Source organism: Spiroplasma endosymbiont of Halictus nicosiae (assembly GCF_978018445.1).
The window spans coordinates 563,178-582,103 of sequence record NZ_OZ389573.1 but is presented as its reverse complement, the minus strand read 5'-3'; the positions used below and the strand labels follow the sequence as shown (position 1 = coordinate 582,103).

Annotated in this window: 22 protein-coding genes and 1 pseudogene; 16 read left to right on the top strand and 7 right to left on the bottom strand. The window is 24.2% G+C overall.

Going from position 1 to position 18,926, the window contains the following annotated elements:
* Window positions 1-131 precede the first annotated feature (131 nt).
* From ACZ91P_RS03960 to ACZ91P_RS03905, 12 genes are all read left to right on the top strand, one after another.
* Complete coding sequence (locus ACZ91P_RS03960) at window positions 132-392, top strand: hypothetical protein (protein ID WP_465158119.1); 261 nt, start codon at window positions 132-134, stop codon at window positions 390-392.
* Window positions 392-790 (top strand): hypothetical protein, encoded by a 399-nt coding sequence (locus ACZ91P_RS03955; protein ID WP_465158118.1) that lies wholly within the window; start codon window positions 392-394, stop codon window positions 788-790. The genes ACZ91P_RS03960 and ACZ91P_RS03955 overlap by 1 nt, the downstream gene beginning before the upstream one ends.
* Window positions 791-801: 11 nt before the next feature.
* On the top strand, window positions 802-1,260 hold the full coding sequence (locus ACZ91P_RS03950) for a hypothetical protein (protein WP_465158117.1): 459 nt from the start codon (window positions 802-804) through the stop codon (window positions 1,258-1,260).
* Between the two features lie 212 nt (window positions 1,261-1,472).
* The gene (locus tag ACZ91P_RS03945) at window positions 1,473-2,504 is read left to right on the top strand and encodes a hypothetical protein (protein WP_465158116.1); all 1,032 of its coding nucleotides are present in this window, start codon (window positions 1,473-1,475) and stop codon (window positions 2,502-2,504) included.
* A 98-nt stretch (window positions 2,505-2,602) separates the two neighbouring features.
* On the top strand, window positions 2,603-3,181 hold the full coding sequence (locus ACZ91P_RS03940) for a hypothetical protein (RefSeq protein ID WP_465158115.1): 579 nt from the start codon (window positions 2,603-2,605) through the stop codon (window positions 3,179-3,181).
* The gene (locus tag ACZ91P_RS03935; RefSeq protein WP_465158114.1) at window positions 3,163-3,564 is read left to right on the top strand and encodes a hypothetical protein; all 402 of its coding nucleotides are present in this window, start codon (window positions 3,163-3,165) and stop codon (window positions 3,562-3,564) included. Before ACZ91P_RS03940 ends, ACZ91P_RS03935 begins: the two co-directional genes overlap by 19 nt.
* A gap of 86 nt (window positions 3,565-3,650) precedes the next feature.
* Window positions 3,651-4,067, top strand: coding sequence for a hypothetical protein (locus ACZ91P_RS03930; protein ID WP_465158113.1), 417 nt, complete (start codon window positions 3,651-3,653; stop codon window positions 4,065-4,067).
* A 12-nt stretch (window positions 4,068-4,079) separates the two neighbouring features.
* On the top strand, window positions 4,080-4,487 hold the full coding sequence (locus ACZ91P_RS03925) for a hypothetical protein (protein ID WP_465158112.1): 408 nt from the start codon (window positions 4,080-4,082) through the stop codon (window positions 4,485-4,487).
* Window positions 4,391-4,972, top strand: coding sequence for a hypothetical protein (locus tag ACZ91P_RS03920; protein ID WP_465158111.1), 582 nt, complete (start codon window positions 4,391-4,393; stop codon window positions 4,970-4,972). The genes ACZ91P_RS03925 and ACZ91P_RS03920 overlap by 97 nt, the downstream gene beginning before the upstream one ends.
* Window positions 4,973-4,987: 15 nt before the next feature.
* Entirely contained in the window at window positions 4,988-5,257 is a 270-nt protein-coding gene (locus ACZ91P_RS03915; protein ID WP_465155212.1) for a hypothetical protein, read from the top strand.
* Between the two features lie 13 nt (window positions 5,258-5,270).
* The gene (locus ACZ91P_RS03910) at window positions 5,271-6,524 is read left to right on the top strand and encodes a hypothetical protein (protein ID WP_465158110.1); all 1,254 of its coding nucleotides are present in this window, start codon (window positions 5,271-5,273) and stop codon (window positions 6,522-6,524) included.
* Window positions 6,524-8,011, top strand: coding sequence for a hypothetical protein (locus ACZ91P_RS03905; protein ID WP_465158109.1), 1,488 nt, complete (start codon window positions 6,524-6,526; stop codon window positions 8,009-8,011). Before ACZ91P_RS03910 ends, ACZ91P_RS03905 begins: the two co-directional genes overlap by 1 nt.
* 295 nt (window positions 8,012-8,306) lie before the next feature.
* Here the strand turns inward: ACZ91P_RS03905 and ACZ91P_RS03900 are convergent, their stop codons facing one another.
* The 5 genes from ACZ91P_RS03900 to ACZ91P_RS03880 all read right to left on the bottom strand — a co-directional run bounded on the left by ACZ91P_RS03900 (window position 8,307) and on the right by ACZ91P_RS03880 (window position 13,717).
* A complete protein-coding gene (locus ACZ91P_RS03900) occupies window positions 8,307-8,456 on the bottom strand; it encodes a hypothetical protein (RefSeq protein ID WP_465158108.1) in 150 nt (49 codons plus the stop codon).
* A gap of 304 nt (window positions 8,457-8,760) precedes the next feature.
* Window positions 8,761-9,288, bottom strand: a complete 528-nt coding sequence (locus ACZ91P_RS03895) for a hypothetical protein (protein ID WP_465158107.1) — start codon at window positions 9,286-9,288, stop codon at window positions 8,761-8,763.
* Between the two features lie 2 nt (window positions 9,289-9,290).
* Window positions 9,291-11,282 carry an outer membrane protein assembly factor BamB family protein gene (locus ACZ91P_RS03890; protein ID WP_465158106.1) on the bottom strand — a complete coding sequence of 664 codons (1,992 nt, stop codon included), beginning with the start codon at window positions 11,280-11,282 and terminating at the stop codon, window positions 9,291-9,293.
* 698 nt (window positions 11,283-11,980) lie between these two features.
* Window positions 11,981-12,784: a hypothetical protein gene (locus tag ACZ91P_RS03885; protein ID WP_465158105.1), complete on the bottom strand. Its 804-nt coding sequence runs from the start codon at window positions 12,782-12,784 to the stop codon at window positions 11,981-11,983.
* A gap of 33 nt (window positions 12,785-12,817) precedes the next feature.
* Window positions 12,818-13,717 carry a hypothetical protein gene (locus ACZ91P_RS03880; protein ID WP_465158104.1) on the bottom strand — a complete coding sequence of 300 codons (900 nt, stop codon included), beginning with the start codon at window positions 13,715-13,717 and terminating at the stop codon, window positions 12,818-12,820.
* Between the two features lie 66 nt (window positions 13,718-13,783).
* Here ACZ91P_RS03880 and ACZ91P_RS03875 point away from each other — a divergent pair.
* From ACZ91P_RS03875 to ACZ91P_RS03865, 3 genes and pseudogenes are all read left to right on the top strand, one after another.
* Window positions 13,784-14,764: pseudogene (locus ACZ91P_RS03875) on the top strand (IS30 family transposase).
* A gap of 217 nt (window positions 14,765-14,981) precedes the next feature.
* On the top strand, window positions 14,982-15,275 hold the full coding sequence (locus ACZ91P_RS03870; protein WP_465158103.1) for a hypothetical protein: 294 nt from the start codon (window positions 14,982-14,984) through the stop codon (window positions 15,273-15,275).
* 139 nt (window positions 15,276-15,414) lie between these two features.
* Window positions 15,415-16,209 (top strand): hypothetical protein, encoded by a 795-nt coding sequence (locus tag ACZ91P_RS03865; RefSeq protein WP_465158102.1) that lies wholly within the window; start codon window positions 15,415-15,417, stop codon window positions 16,207-16,209.
* Between the two features lie 568 nt (window positions 16,210-16,777).
* Here the strand turns inward: ACZ91P_RS03865 and ACZ91P_RS03860 are convergent.
* Window positions 16,778-18,112, bottom strand: a complete 1,335-nt coding sequence (locus ACZ91P_RS03860; protein WP_465158101.1) for a DEAD/DEAH box helicase — start codon at window positions 18,110-18,112, stop codon at window positions 16,778-16,780.
* 453 nt (window positions 18,113-18,565) lie between these two features.
* On the opposite strand from ACZ91P_RS03860, the gene ACZ91P_RS03855 reads away from it, so the two are divergent.
* Window positions 18,566-18,694: a hypothetical protein gene (locus ACZ91P_RS03855; protein WP_465158100.1), complete on the top strand. Its 129-nt coding sequence runs from the start codon at window positions 18,566-18,568 to the stop codon at window positions 18,692-18,694.
* A 52-nt stretch (window positions 18,695-18,746) separates the two neighbouring features.
* Here ACZ91P_RS03855 and ACZ91P_RS03850 read toward each other — a convergent pair whose 3' ends face one another.
* A complete protein-coding gene (locus tag ACZ91P_RS03850; RefSeq protein WP_338989401.1) occupies window positions 18,747-18,902 on the bottom strand; it encodes a hypothetical protein in 156 nt (51 codons plus the stop codon).
* Window positions 18,903-18,926 lie beyond the last annotated feature (24 nt).

Below are 18,926 nucleotides of genomic sequence, written 5' to 3'. Positions count from 1 at the left end.
TTTAAATTATGTTTTACAATCGCCAGTTGTTAAAAAAAATTATATTTATAAAGGAAATATTAAAATGTCAGAGCACGAATTAGATGCTTGAAAACATTTACAATATTTTTTAAAAAAGGAAGTGATAAATAATGACTATAACAGAATCAATTAAATTTAACAAAATTAAAGAAGAAAATGAAACACTTAAAAAAGAACTTGCTGAAAAAGATAAAGAAATATCTAAATTAAAACAAGATGTGGCAGATTTAGAATGTAATCAATATGCTTTAGAAGCAAAACAATTATATAAAGAAGATTTTTACAAAAATCCATATTCAACAGGTTCTATCGATTGAATATTAATTGACAGTTCAAAATATGACAAATTATCTAATAAGGATGTTAAATAATGTCTCAAACAAAAAGTAATTTACCTAAAAATTCTAATAACTGTAAACCTAAAATAAAAAATAAAAAAGTTAATAAGTTAGAATTAACTGTTAGATTACATGAAAATCCTATTAAAACAAAAATTAAGGCTCTTGTTGCTGGTGGTGTTGAAGTTTATGCTTGTTCGGCTAAATGTCAGTGAGAAGGATTAAATTACTCAACATTATCAATATATAACCCATCTGTTTTAACTGAGTTTTTGAAATTAAAAAAAGATGATGAGATAAAAATTAAAGGCTCAGTATTTAATCAGTTAAATATAAAAACTAAGCGCTATTTTTTGTCTTTTAGAGTAGATAGTTTTGAAATTATACAAAAAGCGATTAGAAAAAGAATAAATACAAATATTAAAAAATAGGAGGAAAAACAATGGCATTAAAAAATGTAAAATATGTTCTTATTGATGAAAATAGTGAACCTATTAAAAATGAAGATGGTAGTTTAGATATTAAAACTGCTGAAATTATTTTAGAAAATACTGCTGAAGTTGAAGAATTTAATGCAAGTAATTTAGAAAATAATAATCAGCAAATCAACGAACTACAAACAAAAAATACTGAATTAACTTCACAAATTGAACAACAAACAATTCAATTAAAACAAATTGAAATAATTGACTTTATTAATTCTTTAACTGATAATGAAGAATTTAAAAATGTTTTATTAAAGTCTTATGATATTACTGATGATATTGAAATCATTAAAGCACAATTGCAAAGTGTTTATGATGAATTAATTAAGGTACAAACAGTTAATACTGGTGGCGTACCAAAAGTAGAAAACAAAGAAAACAATATTTTAGATACAGACAATGTATTTAATAAATAGAAAAAAGAAAGTAAATTATGGCACAAAATCTACAAAAAATTTTCGGAGATATTGCTAATCAAGCAACAAAACGAGACCGAGAAACATTTTAACAATGATATTTACAAACTTATCAACAAAAATTTAGTTGAGAAGCTTTATTTGCGTGAAAAGAAGCAAATAAATTTGGTTTAACATATAAAAGAAAGAAAAATATTAAATATAATGAAGGTTTGGGAGCAAACGGTCAAGTATTTAATACTGATGATAACCTACTAAAATATTCAACAGTGGAATTTCAAGATGGAATTGTTGAATTAGATACAATTTTAACTTTTGCTCGTAAATTAGATCCCATAGAAAGTGATTTTAATCCTAATCTTTGAGCAGCTGATATTGAACAAGCAATGGATACTGAAGTTGCTTATAAACGTAATAAAATTTTAGAAATTATTAATAAAGGAACAGTTACAACTATTCAAGGTAAAAAAGCAGATGATACAAATGCTTTACAAATTCATGATGAAATTATGGATAAAATATATGAAAACGGCTTTACTCTATCAGAAATAATTGTTTTAGGTTCGGCTGATTTTATTCGTGGAATTCGTAATAAATTACAGTTACAACTTGGAGCAAACGACCAAATAAATAGTGTAATCACAACAAGTGGAGCAATGAAAACTGTTGAAGGAACAACATACTATATGGTTCCTAAAAAATTACCAATTATTAATAAAGATGGTTCAAAAGGAACAATTGAATTATTACCAAATGGAGTTAATGCAATTGCCTTTAAGTTTAGCAAAAAATATGACCCTCTTATTTTACGCAAAAAAGACCATACTCCGTTAAGAGTTGGTGCTGCTGCGTTAGGTACTGGTATGGGTAATACTTTGATTATGGAAAGAGTTTTATATTTAGGTGGAGCAGTAGTTGAACCTAAGGGAATTATTAAACATATTGTTGCAAAAATTGATATTAGTAAAATTAATAAAATAGATAAACCAAATATTCATGTTACAGACCCAACAAAAGCAACAGTCGAACAGTTAAAATCACAATTTAAAGATATTGTTTTAAAAGCAGTAAAAGCAATAAATAGTTCTTTAACTGAAAGTGATTTTTATTACTTTATTGAAAGTAAAGGTGAAGACTGACCAATTAATATTACAAATGATAAAACTGTTGAAGTTCAAATTGAAGGTAAAAACAACGCTACTGGTCAAACAAATCCGATTGATGTTAAAATTAAAAATTCTTAATAGTACTAAAAAATAGTACTTTTTCGTTTGATAAATGATATGCCAATTGGAACATCTAAAACAACCCTTATTTATGCTGTTAAAAAAATCCAACTAGATTGTCAATCCAACAACAAGAAAAAAATTTTGGTTTACAGTTATTAGAATTTTTAGGAATTCAAGTTTTAGCTCTTGGTTTATCAGTTTTAACTGGTGGTATTGCTTCGGCTGTTGGTCTTGGTGCGGGATTATCTAATTTTACCGCAGCATTTATCTCATTTGGAGTAGAAACAGCAACCGATTTTGCCGTAAATCAAATATATGATAAATTAACGCGTGCTGTTCGAACAACTAGAATTTTAAAATTAGCAAAAGAAACTAAACTACTTGAAAAATTAGGTGTAATAACTGCTAATAATTTAGAAGATGTTGTAAGGCAAGTTACAGATAAAAAGATTTTATCTTCTAAATTAATATTTGATTTTACAAAGCAGGCTAATAATGAAACTTTATTATATACAATTGGAAAATTAGCCCGAAATGATTTTTATAAAGGTTTTAAAGTTTCTAATTTAGAAACAATTAATAATTTATTAAAAATTGAGAAAAATATTCAAAAAATAAGTCCTAAATTAGTTCAAAAAATACCACGCGTGAATGAAAAAATGCTAATAAATGATTGTCTGAATATGGATTAAATATTGATAAAATAAGTAAAATTAATACTAATAAGTGATATAAGATTATGACTAATCTTCATAAAAAAGGTGTTGGTAAAAATCTACTATTAAATGCTAATTTAATGAGGGGCAATAAAATATATAATAATAAATTATTAAATATTTTTCATCAAACACCAATTAAATTAAATAAAATTTTAAATCATTTAAACCCAAATTTTTATATTCAAAAAGTAACTAAAAAATTATTAGCCCCTATTGAAAAACAAATAATTACTATTAAACAAAAAGTAATTAGTAAAATTACTGATAAAACTAAAAAAATATTATCTAAATTTGAAACTAAGGCTATTAAAAAAGGTCAATTATTACCTTTTGCTTATGGTTCTGATGTTTTTTAGCAGTAAAAATTGTTCCATTATCAGTTGCGGGTGAAGTTGCTTTAACAATATATTATAAAAACCCCCAATATGCCCCTATTGTCGTTATGACAACTTTAATCAAAGCAGAACAGTTTGTTTTGGCTCCTGAACCGTTTAAATTCTATATGAACAGTGAGTGGTTTATTGGTTGGGGATTTAAAAAAACAAGTTTGTTTAATTTAGTTTCTTTTGCCCCACTTGTTTATCAGCAAGTAGTAAAAGATAGTTTTAAAATATATCGGACAATTGCTAAGATATTAAAAATGCAAGAACAATTTAAAAATAACTTTAATAAAGATAAATTGTTAAATACGCTAGGAGATAGTGCGGTTACTAGTTTGTTAGGTAATGGACTAGTATTTCAAGCATATAAACAACTCAGAACAAAACAAGATTTAAACAAAACAATTAAAACAAAAACATTACTAAATAGTAAAAAATTTATATTAAAGAAAATATATTCTAAAAAAAGTAAATGATAAGGAGATGATTAAATGTTAAATGAATTATGACAAAATGTTACTTTGGAAGATTATAATAATTTTATTCCAATGACAGGTAAAATTACACAAGTTCCAGTTCGTTATAATAAGTTCTTTAAAGGTGATGCAGAATTATGATTTAAAACATTTGCTTTAAGAGCCCAAAATATGATTAATTCTTACTTAAACTATCCATTTTCAAAACTAAAGTTTGAAACATTTAAAGATCCATTATTAAAGAAAATTTGTATTAATATGGTGTTTATTACGATTGAGCATGAACATTTAATCGTATTCCAATTGAGTTTTTTACTTCGGCAAATATGAGTGTTGGTGATATTAATTATTCTTCACAAAATGACCCTATGGCAACATGACAAGGTCTATTGCCTACTTATGCAAAATCATTGGCTAATTTAACAACTTTAAAGAAAATGTTTCGTACTTTTCAAGAAGAAGGTATTGATTTAACTATGATAGATTTAGAAGCATATTATACCCAGTTAGAAGTTGATGTTTTATTAGATAAACTTGTTATAGAAAAAATTAAAGATGAAAAACTTGCAAAAATAAAAGAAGAAATTTTAGATGAATTAAAAAAATCAATTGTTATACCAGATATAACAGATTGAGAATTGGTTGATACTAGTGATTTTGTATCTTTTTCTAACAAAAAATATAAAATTAAAAATTATGATTCTACAAAATATATATACAAAATATGAATTGGTATTAATGAAAATAATAAAGAAATTATTAATATTATGATTGAAACATATAAAAATCATTATGAATTTAATTTAACTGCTGGTTTTCTCCCTATAGATATTAATAAAAATGGCGAAATAATTTCTGAAAATAATAAATTAATGGCATTACATGTTGAAAGAAAAAAAGTAAGTTAGAAAGGAGATGTTATTATGCCAAAAATAGAAGTTAAAGATGTAATTATGTTTTTGAAAATATTTGGAGTTTCATCATTGTTTTTTATCGCAGGAATTATTATTTGTTTTATAGGAGAAAAAACATTAGGTATTTCTTGACCAGCATATGTTATTGTTTCAGCAATGCTTATCGGAGCTGGAATTATAGTTTTGATTATTGAAACAATTAGATTTATCAAAACACATAACAAAAAACAAAAAGAAGATAGTATTGAAGATGTTATTAAAAAAGAAGAAACAAAATAAAGAGGTGTTATAAATGGGATTGTTGCCAGCAAAAAAGAAATTAAAAAAGAGTTATGATATTGATAGTTATTATCTTAATTTATCATCAACGATTACTAATCGTAAAAATGTTACTGTTCAAAAACATAATGAGATTTTAGAAAAAAGAATTTGTGAAGATAATGCTAATTTTTTAAATCCGCGAGATTTAGAAATTAGCATTTATAATCCACTTACTAATCAAAAAATAGATACTAAATTAATTAATAGCTTTTTAAAAATGCAGGACTTTACCAATAAGAATTGATATAACGAATATAAAATTAATAAGAATGGTAAGGGTGCATATTTTATTTTTGCTAATAATTCAAAACTTAATTTTATTACTATTGATTTTTACAATGACCAATATGATGAATTAGGTAATTTAGTATCTTGCACTTTTGATTATGACCCTTTTCTTAAAAATGACCAAAGTATTTTTATTACTGAAAAATTAGAAATTGATTATGTAACTAAACAAGTAAAAGTTATTAGAAAGTTAAAAACACAATTATATAGTACTATTACCGACTTATATATTGATGATACTAAATGAAATAACTATACAACATTACAAAGAGAAGAAATATTGCCACTTAATTTTATTCCGATTGAAATTATTCCTAATAACCCTAATTTTGAACCTTCTGCTCGTTATGGTAAACAATTTGCTAGTATTTTAGATATTATTGCTGAAAAGATAATGTTAGACCCATTATTAAATAGTGGTAAATTTACCATTAATACTAATGGAGTTACTGGTGTTGTTGACCAAGAAATTAGTAAAATGTTGGCTTCATTTATTGAAAATGACTTGTTATTAGTTGAAGGAGACCCTGATAGTAATTTTCAACCAGTAGACTATATTGCGGGTAATTTTAAAGGTGAACAATTAACAAAAATATATGATTGATTACTAACTAATTACTATAAAATAAATCGCCATCATGTTCCCGCAATTGCTAAGGGAGCACAACAAACCCAAGCAGAAGTTGCGGGTGTAAATATTCAAACAAACGCATCATACGAACAAATGATATATATTAGAGAGATTAAATTAACTGAATTTATTATTAAGTTAATTAAATATGATAATGCAATTTTAAATAGTAGAACATTTAATATTAAAAATATTGATGAGTTAATTGTTGATGTTAGATTACCCGTAAATGCTACTTTAAACAGACAACTAAGAAACAATGAAAATATTATCAATATATCTAATGAAGAAGGAGAAAAAAAATAATGTTAAAACCATCTGAAAAAATGTTTGCACAATTAGCAGAAAATGATGAACCAATTGACTATTCAATTGATAGTATTCCGTTGGATTTTGCTAATCAATCACAATATAGCGACCTCGACTTAGAACAATTATTTACTGAAGACCGCGCAAGAACCTTATATATTTATAAAATTAATAATCTTGTTAAGACAAAGCAAAAACCAATCTTAAATTACTCTCAAAATAGCGTTAAAATAGGTTTTATTGACAAAGATGAATATATTAAAATAACTGGTTATGAAATTAGTGATTTTAACTTTAAATTACAAATTCAACAAAATACCACAGTCCAAGATAATAGCACAAGTTATGTAATGATTGATGAAAAAGATATTTTAATTAATGATATTTCAAAAAAAGACAAAGAATTTTTAGAATCCTATGACTTAAAAATAGTATCTATTAACGAAACAATTAGTGAAGATAACAAAAATGAATGTTATATCATTGAAGAATACAAACGCCCTTATTCACCCGATGGTGTTAATATTATTAAATCTATGCATTTAGTTAAAATAACTGATTTTAAATGAAAAAACCAAAATAGTATTCATTTAGTATTACAAAAATCATTATCCGAAGACACAGTATTTATTGGGATTGAAATTAAATACCCTAAATCAATGTTATTTGGAAATATTAAGTGTTGAGGCAATGTTAATGGTGTTTATTCTTATCCATCATCAATAGTTGAAAACGCTAGTTTAGTACCTTTACTATCAATGCCCATTGAAACAAACCCTAATGTAAGAATATTTCAGTATTGATTTACTGAAAGTTTTTTACCATGAAGTATAGCCAAAAACTATATTCAAGGAAAAGATATTTTAGATTTGGTAAATAAAAATGGTTTAGAAAAAGTTTTATTAAATTATTTAACATATCGTTATAATTATGACCATAAATTTCAAGGAGCAAAATACGATGAAAAAGGTAATCCTACCAATAAAGCGGCTGAACTGCGCCAAAAATTTGAAGGACAAAAACCAGAAGATGTAATTGATGGTTTATTTGAAAATTGAAAATTAGATAATTCCACATCTCTTAATGAAAATGTTGTCAAAAGATTTAAACAAATTATTTATATGTTATCAAATTATACATATAGCAAGTATGCAATTAATAAAGGCTATAATGATGATATTAAGTTATTTGCTCCTTATTATTTCAAACTAATTTCAAAATCAAATAGATTAGAAGAAGGATATTTTTATTTTTCAGATTGTCAAGTACAAATATATTCATTATATTTTGATTTTATTGGTTCTAATCCACCAATTCCAGTAAATTATTGAAAAGAAATTAAAGCACAAGAAAAACCATTTAATCAAGTGGATAATAAATGATATTTTGCTATATGGAAACCTAATAATTCTATTTATTGAAAAATATCAAAATTTAAACACGATACAAATAAAGGAAAAAAATTGAGGCTTGAGATCCATTAAAACCATATTATATTGATCTCTTTTTATGGGTTTTTGAAACAAAAGAACAAGATTTATTAATAGATGATCAATCAGAAGGTAAAATAGAACGAATTTTTTGAAATGAAGATAAGGGACAAAATTTTAAAGCAGTTTATCGTTGAAATGGTGGTGGTGAACCTCTTAAACCTTTAATTGATTCAAGTACTGGAAAAATTATTGATTGAAATTTAAAACAACAACCAAATGTTAATAATAACAAAGATAATGAAATTAAAGTAAATGTTAAAAACAAAGATATTTCAGAAAATCCTATTTATCAATTAGAAGCAAATTTTTTTAATTGATTATCATTAACAAATGAATTAGAAACAAATAACATTCCTTCTCTTGTTCCATCAGAAATTAAATTATCTGATGGTGAATATGGTAAATATTTAACTAATTTAATTGTTTCTAATGACAAAATAGAAGACTATTTAAATTATTTTTCTGAATGATATAAATTACTTTATTTTAAAATAGATTGAATTAGTATAATAGAAGATTTAATTGATTATAGTATTAAAATAACTTTTGATAAAAAACTATTTATTTTAAATAAAATTGAAATATCAGGTATATGAGGTTATGGTAATTATGAAATTACAATTTTTACCGAAAAAGAACAAATTAATATTAATAATTTGCAACTATTTAATAAAAATAATGAAAAATTATCATTAATTATATTAGAAATATAAAAAGTCATTTTAATAAATGACTTTTTATTATTCATTAACTTTTACATTACCGGTTTTATCAATAATTAAATTAGGTACATTAGTATCTTCTAAATTTCAACGATAAACTGCTTTAAAATTTTGTCTCTTATCTTCATTTCAAAAAATTCGTTCTATTTTACCTTCTGATTGATCATCTATTAATAAATCTTGTTCTTTTGTTTCAAAAACCCATAAAAAGAGATCAATATAATATGGTTTTAATGGATCTCAAGCTTCAATTTTTTTTCCTTTATTTGTATCGTGTTTAAATTTTGATATTTTTCAATAAATAGAATTATTAGGTTTCCATATAGCAAAATATCATTTATTATCCACTTGATTAAATGGTTTTTCTTGTGGTGCTATTCATTCTAAAATACCATCTTTTGTATTTATTTTATTCTTTTCTTTTAGTTCTTTTAATTGTTCTTCGGTGTATTGTAGTGCTATAATATTTGTATTACAAGCAACTAAACTGGTTGTACTTGTTCCAATTAAAGTGATTGTACATAAAAAAGTTAATATATTTTTCATTTTTATAAATTAACTATTTTTGTTTCACTGCTAGAATCTTGTTCAAAACCACAAGTATATTTTGTTACAATTTTTCCTGTTCACGTAATTGAATTATCTTGATTATTTATAGTAATTTCTTTTGGCAAAAGATCATTTTCTTTCAATAAAATCATAATTTCTTTAATAGAAATATTTAATGTTTCATAATTATTATTTTTATTAATTAATGCACTAATTGAACCATTAATTTTTTTTGTTAAATTTCAAACATCTTCACAATTATACTTATAAATTTTACTATTATAAATAAGTTTTTTATTAGGGGCAATTGAAATTTGTTGAGATTTAATTGTTTTTTTACTAATTCCTTTTTTTTCTTCTTTTCTTATATTTGAAGAATTAAAACTATTTTCTAATGTTATTTCTGTAAAATAAGAACTTTCATTTGAAAAACTATAATCTGTTCTAGTTTCACCAGAAAATCTAAATCCACTTCCAAAAAATTTTGCTTCAGCTTCTAATCCAACAGTTATTCCAAAACTGTCTGTATTTCCTGTTGTTTTAGTTGTTGTTTCTGATTTTCCCTGTGTAATACTTAATCCCTTTTGAATTTCAATTGATTTTGTAATTTCTTCACTTATCTCATCGTCTGGAGAATTATAAATTATTTCCTTTTCTGAGGTATTTAATTTTTCTTCGTGATAATTATGAAAGGGCAATAATATTTTTTGTTGTTGTTTTGAAAGTGTTTTAATTGCTTTTGTTTCGATATAATTTAAATTATCTAAATTTATACTAGAAATATTTTTAATATTAGAGTTAATATTTTGTTTTTTATAATATATATATGATCCTATTCTTATTTGTTCTTGCAAATTAATAATATCAGACTCAATTAATTCTAATGGATCATATTCATAAACATTATTATCGTCAGAACCAAAGTACACTTTATTATTTAAGACAACACCAGAAGAATAAACACCCCCATTTGTATTAATAACTATTTTTTGTTGTCCGGTTGCTGGATCATATTCATAAACATTATTATCTCATGAACCAAAGTACACTTTATTATTTAAGACAACACCAGAAGAAACAACACCCTCATTTGTATTAATAACTATTTTTTGTTGTCCGGTTGCTGGATCATATTCATAAACATTATTATCTCATGAACCAAAGTACACTTTATTATTTAAGACAACACCAGAAGAAACAACACCCTCATTTGTATTAATAACTATTTTTTGTTGTCCGGTTGCTGGATCATATTCATAAACATTATTATCGTCAGAACCAAAGTACACTTTATTATTTAAGACAACACCAGAAGAATAAACACCCCCATTTGTATTAATAACTATTTTTTGTTGTCCGGTTGCTGGATCATATTCATAAACATTATTATCGTCAAAACCAAAGTACACTTTATTATTTAAGACAACACCAGAAGAATAAACACCCTCATTTGTATTAATAACTATTTTTTGTTGTCCGGTTGCTGGATCATATTCATAGACTTTATTATCGTCAGAACCAAAGTACACTTTATTATTTAAGACAACACCAGAAGAAACAACACCCCCATTTGTATTAATAACTATTTTTTGTTGTCCGGTTGCTGGATCATATTCATAAACATTATTATCTCATGAACCAAAGTACACTTTATTATTTAAGACAACACCAGAAGAATAAACACCCCCATTTGTATTAATAACTATTTTTTGTTGTCCGGTTGCTGGATCATATTCATAGACTTTATTATCGTCAGAACCAAAGTACACTTTATTATTTAAGACAACACCAGAAGAAACAACACCCCCATTTGTTGTAATTACAATTTTTGTTATTCCAGTAATTTTATTTTCATTATTTTGTCTTTTATTTCTAATTATTAAATTTTCTAAATTATTTTCTTTTTTTTGATAAGGATTAGCGGCAATTGTTGTGGGTACAGTACTTACGCTAATTGTAAATACACTTAATAAACTTAAAAGTTTTTTCAATTTTTATAATTTCCTTTCTTATCTTGAAACTTTTTTATCAAGATCCATTGTCATTATATATATATATATATATATATATACAAGAACTTTTTTAAAATATATTTTAGAAAGGAGGTTAAATATGATTATTATCCTAGTTATATTACACTAATCTGGGCTCGCGGTGATTTTCATAAGTTTGTGAAAAATTCCTTAAAGTTTAAAAAAACTTTTGCTGCACTTTTCAAAATACTTGGGAAAAATTCTAAGCGTTAAGCAAAGAATTTTATAAAGGTTCCCAAATTTGTTTGAAAGAATCTCAAAAACTTTTTTAACTTGTAAGTCATTTTATCACAAAAATTTAAGAAAATCAACCGCTCGCCCAATAGCAATTATGATAAAATTAAAATAGAGAATATTTTGCTCCAATTTATCAATTAATTATTTGAGGGGGCAATTTTATAATAATAAAACTATATTTTGCTCTCTTTTTAAAAATGGGGGGTGAAATTATGTCAAAGTGTAAAGTAAAAGTTAAATCTTATACTCGTTCATGTCCTAAAACTAAGAAAAAACAAAAAATCTGCTATACAGATTTAATAATAGATAAAAGTCAAACAAAATATTCTCTAATTTTATTTCAATAATATTATAATATATTTTAATTGATTGAAAAATAGTTTTTTTAAAATTATTAAATAAATTTTAAAAAAACTATTTTATATTCCCATTTTAAAACGATATGGATACGAACCATAAAATAAAGCGTCATATGGGTCATGGTACATTTTACTATCGGGTGTGTTTGTTTTGGTGTCACTAAATTTTAATTCACTAATGCACTTATCTAAAAATGGGAAGTTATCTAATATGCCATATATTTTGCCTTGAACAAACATTTTTCTTATTCAGGTTACGCGATTGATTATACCTGCTTCTTTATTAAGAGATGTCTGATGTTTTTTGGCTTTAAACATTTTAATTTTATAGCCTAAATAAGGGTAAATATCTTCTTGTAATTTTTGCATAAAGTCGTGGGCATTAATATCATAATGAAATGTAGCATATTCAAAACCATCAAATTTATCAAATGTATTAATTATTCATTGTCCGTAATATTCAACTATTTCATTTAAATTCATTACGTTTTTTGGGGTAACAACATTTTCTTCAATTAAATATTTATCATATTCATTATTTTCATTAATTTTATAACCACTAAATAAAAACACTGTATGGTCTTCACTACCATTAGTATAATCCACACCAATTGAATAACTATCAAATTGATATTGTTTTGTATTTGGATTATAAAAATCTTGTAAATTATATTCTTTAATATATTTACGATAATTTCGTAAAACATAAATACTGGGGTCATTATCGTTATATTCAAATCCGTAGTATTCAAGTTCAAATAAATCAGGCCGTTCTTCTTTGTTTGTTAAAACAAGTTTTTTAGTAATATTAGGTATTTTATTTCAAACAGCACCCATTGTTAATCGTAAATTAAAAATACCCAAACCATTAAATGCTTGTTTGTTTTCTGAATATACTTAATTGTGTTCTTTTAAAATATTTTTAATTCTTTCATTTAAGGGTAAATATGGAGTTACAAATTTTTCATAAAAGACATGGTATTTATCAAAAGGATTAAAAGTAAATTGATTAGAATATGTTTTATGAAAATATGTTGTTACTGTTATGTATTGTTTTGCTATGTTGTCTCATTCTTGAAATGTCCAAGATAATTCTTTTACTGGAATAGTATTATCTAAATTATATTGTTCATTATCATTTTCATCAGCATATTTTTCATAAGATACTTTTAAACTTTTAGAACGAAACATTGAAACTCTTAAATTATTATATCTTTTATCTAGTTCTTTATCAGTTAAAATTTCTTTTTCTTCAGCATGTATCATTTCATCTGTCCATGCTGATATAATACCACTCCCTTTACCAACTTTTCCTATAATTTTATTACCATTAGCATAACCCGTAAAAGCAATGCGAACACCACTAGGAAAAACAATTTCACCACCTTCTTTAACATTTTTAGGTCAAACAATGCCATTTTCATTGTCGGGTCCTATATCAATCCCATATTTATCATATAAATAATTACAGACATTAATTGTATCACCAAATGTGGTATCTTCGTGGGTGTTGGCGTATCTTCGTAAAATATTAGATGAAGCATCGGTAAAATTACAAGCAAAAAATAATTTTTCTGCTAGGTGATTTCATGTCTTATTAGTACCACGCCCCGCTGAGACAAACTTAAAAAAACATGACGAAGTAAAATATCGGGCATAACTATCACCAACAAAATCTTTAAATACTTCTCAATTAAAACCAAAATTATAGTCACTAAAATTTAAATCATATTTTTTATTTAAATGTTCATAACTAGTAATTCGTTTTTTATTATTAATTTTATTAAATTCTTGCATATTTATTGACCTCTTTATTTTATATATAATACATTATAGGAAAAAATAAAAGGAATTTTTATAAAAATGAGAAAATTTAAACATTTAATATTTGATGAACGAGATTTATTTAAGGATTTATTATTATCTGATACTTGCAAAAAGAAAAATGGCACAATTAATTTATCTGAAATATCACGACAAACGGGTCGTGGAGTTAATACTGTTAAAAGAGAAATTAAGCGATTTAAAAATATACAAGATTATAATCCATATCAAGCACAAAAAGATTATAAACAAAAACGTAAAAAATGCATTAAAAAACTACCTAAATTTACAAAAAAGCAGTTAGATTTTATTAAAATAAGATTTAATAAATACCACGATACACCCGAACAATTAATTTATCGTTATTTCTTGGAGTTTGGTGTTAAATTTCCTGCTTGTGTTAAAACGTTGTATAAATGAATTCGCTTAGGTGAATTTGGATTAAAAAAAGAAAATTTACCCCATCGTGGTAAAAAATATAAAACAAAAGGAAAAACTGATAATCGTGGTAAATTAACTAACTTTAAATCAATTTGAGATATTGAAAATAAAGTTTCTAATGTTGGATGATTTGAAATGGATACTGTTGTAGGAAAAGACCATCAATCTAGTAATTTAGTTTTAGTAGAACAATCAAGTAAAAATTATTTTGTAATGAAATTAAAAAATAATACTGCTAATGAAGTTTTAGAAAAATTTAAAGATATTGCTAAAAATAATAATTTAATTGGAAAAATTAAAGGAATAATAACAGATCGTGGAAAAGAATTTAGTAAATGAAAAGAAATGGAAATATTTGCTGAAACACAAGTTTATTTTTGTGACCCCGGTAAACTACAACAAAAACCATTAATTGAGCATATGAACGGTGAATTTAGATATTGACTTTCTAAGGGAATTGATTTTAATAATATTAGTTAAAAAATGATAGATTGAGTAGTTAATGTTATAAATGATAAACTCCGACCATGTTTAAATTGACTAAGTGTAAAGACAATGTTTTTACAAAATTTTAAATAAATTTATTAGTTAAAATTTAATAAATTATTTTTTAGTGTGCTTAAATATGAATAAAATAAGATAAAATTACAAAAATTTAATTTTTTCTGAAAAAGTTGTTGCAATTTATTAAAAATATTTTATTATTAACTTAACAAGATATAAATTTGCCGTTTATATATACACAGCGCCATATAATAATTTAAAAAATTGTTTAATTACGAAAGGAAATTATAAAATGGAATTAAAACAAAATTTATTAGGAAATTATAAAGAAAATAAAAGAATAGAAACAAAAAATGAAACTAAAAATTTCTTGATTGAAAGAGATAATGAGATATTTAAATTATATCAACAAGGACAAATATTACAAGGATATAAGGTTGTATCAAAAATACCAAAAACAATTAGAACAGAAGATGGAGATATACCTTTAAAAAGAAGAAGATATGTTAAATATGATGAAGAAAAAAATGAATATATAAATCGCTATCCTTTGGATCAAGAATTTAGATACTGTTGAAAACGCTAATCTTAGTGAAAGAACAATATCTAATATTTTTAAAAATGCAGATTTAGAAGAAACCTATTACATTAGTAATAAAAATAACAATAAAATTAAAATTCCAAATAATGTTTTATATATTCAAGTTGACGGGGCTTTTGAACCTATGTTAGAAAATAAAAAAAGAGTTGAAAATAAAATATTTCTTTCAACTATGCATGTTGGTGTTGATGAAGAAAAGTCAACAAAAACCAGAAAAAAAATGAAAAAGAAAAAAGGCGTTTTTCAAATGATGAATAAAAATGATAAGGATAAAAATGATAAATCTAATATTGATAATTTTATTGATAAAATTTTTAAATCAATGGATACTTATGATATTAATGAAAATACTAAAATATTAATATTAAGTGATGGTGAAAAACAAATTAAAAAAATTTATAGAGCAGTAAAAGCAAAATATAAAAATAACACTGTATCATATAGTTTAGATAAATTTCATTTATCAAATAGATTTAAACAATTATTCCCAAATCGAAATAGAATCAAAATTCATAAAATAAAATATAAATTAGCAAAAATATATTTCTTTACTGGAAATTATAAATTATTATTAGATTTTTTAATATGTCATTTACCATATGTTATTGATAATAAAAAGAAATTTTTATTAGAGACTATTGAATTAATTAAAAATAATAAAAAAGGAATTGAAAATCAAGCGTTAGAATATAATATTGGTTGTCATGTTGAAGGTGATGTATCACATTATATTAAGGCTGTTAAAGGGCGTGGCGCAAAAATATATTGTAAAGAAACATTTATAAATATGTTAATTGCTTCTATGTTAAAACTTAATAATCAAATTAATGATGAGAAAGTTGATAAAAATAATAAAGAAAAAATTGAATTTAATATATTTAATTTAAATCAATCTCAAAATCAATTTTTATCTTTATAAAAAATAAAAAACCTGTTAAAATTACAATTAAACCAAGATAAAAAAGAAAAAAATGGAGTAGGCTGTAAACCACTGAGCCTATTACTTTTAAAATAGGTACCAACTCCACTTTGATTAATTATAATTATAACATTTTTATTTAATTGGTCAATAAATCATATTAATTGTTTTTTCTGTACTATTTTCAAAAGTATTTTTTAGTGTGTCAAAATTTATAATTTTATAAATTATTTCTTCAAATAAAAATTATGTTTTTAAAAAAAGTTGAATTTTTTATAAATTTTGTTATCATTTAGTCATAAGTGAAACTTAATTTGTTTCTAATTACTTAATTTTATTAAAAACCTCAAAATAATGTATACTACCAATTATTTTAAACCATAATACTTATTTTTTAAAATCATATACGGTTTTTATTCTATAACATTTAATTTAAATTAGCAATAGATTTTAAATTTATCATACTAGTTAAAAATTAAATTATTACTTTATATAAAATAATAATAAATAAAAAACAACTTATAAAAAGTTGTTTTATTGTTTTTATTTTCTTTAAAAATAAGCAAACTTAAATTCGATTAAAACTAAAATTAGATTTATCAAATTTTTGTTTTTTTTGTTTTCATTTTTTATTACCTTGGGTATTAAATTTCTTTTTTGCATTAGATTGGTTCTTTTTATTATCTAAATATGAATACTCATATTTAAAACTATTATTTTTTTGATTAAAAGTTGCTTTTTTATTACTAGAACTAATGTTTTTTGTTCCTTGTGGTTTTTGTTTTAAATCATATGTTGTAATATCTAATAACTCAATTTTTTTCTTTTGATATGTACCCAAATGTTGAATTTCTCTTAAATCATTACGATTTGAAACAATTGATATTGCTACACCAGTAGCACCAGCACGTGCTGTTCTTCCAATCCGATGAATATAACTTTCTCGTTCTATTGGAATATCGTAATTAATAACATAATCAATATTATCAATATCAATTCCTCGTGCCGCAACATCAGTGGCAACCATAACTTGTACTTTACCATCCCGAAATAAACGCATTGCCTGTCCTCGTTCATAACGACTTTTATCACCATTAATGACACAACAAGGAATACCATTATTTGTTAACATTTCAGCAATTTTATTAGTAAAAACTTTTGTATTTGAAAAAATAATACTTCGTTTTGGTTGCAAATTTTTATATAATGCTATTAAAACATCTTCCTTATGATAAGACAATGCATTTACATATTGCTGTCTAATATTATTTTGCTCAATAACATTTTTTGTAACAACAATTTCAACAGGATTATTTTGATAGTTATTAGCAATTTCTAATACTTGTTTTGACATTGTTGCTGAAAATAATAATATTTGATATTGTTTAGGAGCATTTTGAAATACTTTATCAAGATCATTTTTAAATCCCATTTTTAACATTTCATCAGCTTCATCTAAAACAATTGTTTTAATTTTATCTAATCGTAATGTTTTACGATTAATATGATCAGCAATTCGTCCCGGAGTTCCCACAATAATATTGCTTTTTCGTAAAGCATAAATTTGACGTTGCATATGTGAACCACCACAAATTAAGGTTGCATTTACACCTTCCAAATAAGTTGCTAATTTTCGAACCTGGTCAATTATTTGGCTTGCTAATTCATGGGTTGGGCATAAAATAATCGCTTGTGGTTGTTTTAAGTGCGTATTTAAGTTTTGCAAAATTGGCAAAATAAAAGCTACAGTTTTACCAGTTCCCGTATGACTTTTACCAATAATATCTTGATTATTAAGAGCCACTGGAATAGCTTTTTTTTGGATTTCAGTTAGGTTAGTATAACCCATTTTAACAATCATTCGCTGTAATGCTGGGTATAAATTTAATGTATTAAAATTCATTTAGTCTCCTTTAAAATTTAGTATAAATAGTTTAGTTGTTTTTTAACATTACAGCTGTTGAATTTACATATTAATATTATTTTAGATAACAGAATAAATTAAAGTTTAACAACTTATTAATTATATCTTAAAAACTTAATAAAATAAAGCATTTTTCCTAGAAATTAAAAAGAATTTTATTATAATTTTAGAATAACAAGGAAAATTAAAAGGAATGAATCCCATTGAATACAGAAAATCATTCCTATAACTTACTTTCTATATGTCTATTTTTTTAACATATTCATAAATTGTTTTTTTTTATTTATTTTTAGATAAAAATCTTAAAATGGTCATTAAGTTTTTAAAAACTGAACTGTTGAAGATGCAGTATTCTTTGTTGTATCAATCACTGAATTAGCAAAACTTTTCGCTTCATCAGGATGATTGTAAGCATAGTAGCCAACTGCGCCAATGGCTGCTGAACCTAATACTATTCCTATTGATCCTGGCGCAAGTCCAAATAAAGCACATACTAAACCATTAGTAAATTGACCTATTACTTGTCCTAATATTCGTGGTGCTTTTTTTAGCCCTTTATAAGCTAAAACTGCTCCTTTTTTAATTCCTGTCTTAATATTTTTACCGTGAGTTTTTAGAAAAATTTTAAAATTCTTACCCTCTTTTTTGCAAAGGTTTTAACAGCAGTCCCTGTTGTTTTGATCCCTTGTAAGGTATTTTTACCTATTTTTTCAATACTTTTACCCTTTTCTTTTAAAAATGTTTCAGCAGTGTTACCAATATTTTTCATCCGTTGGAATCCACTATTAACAAC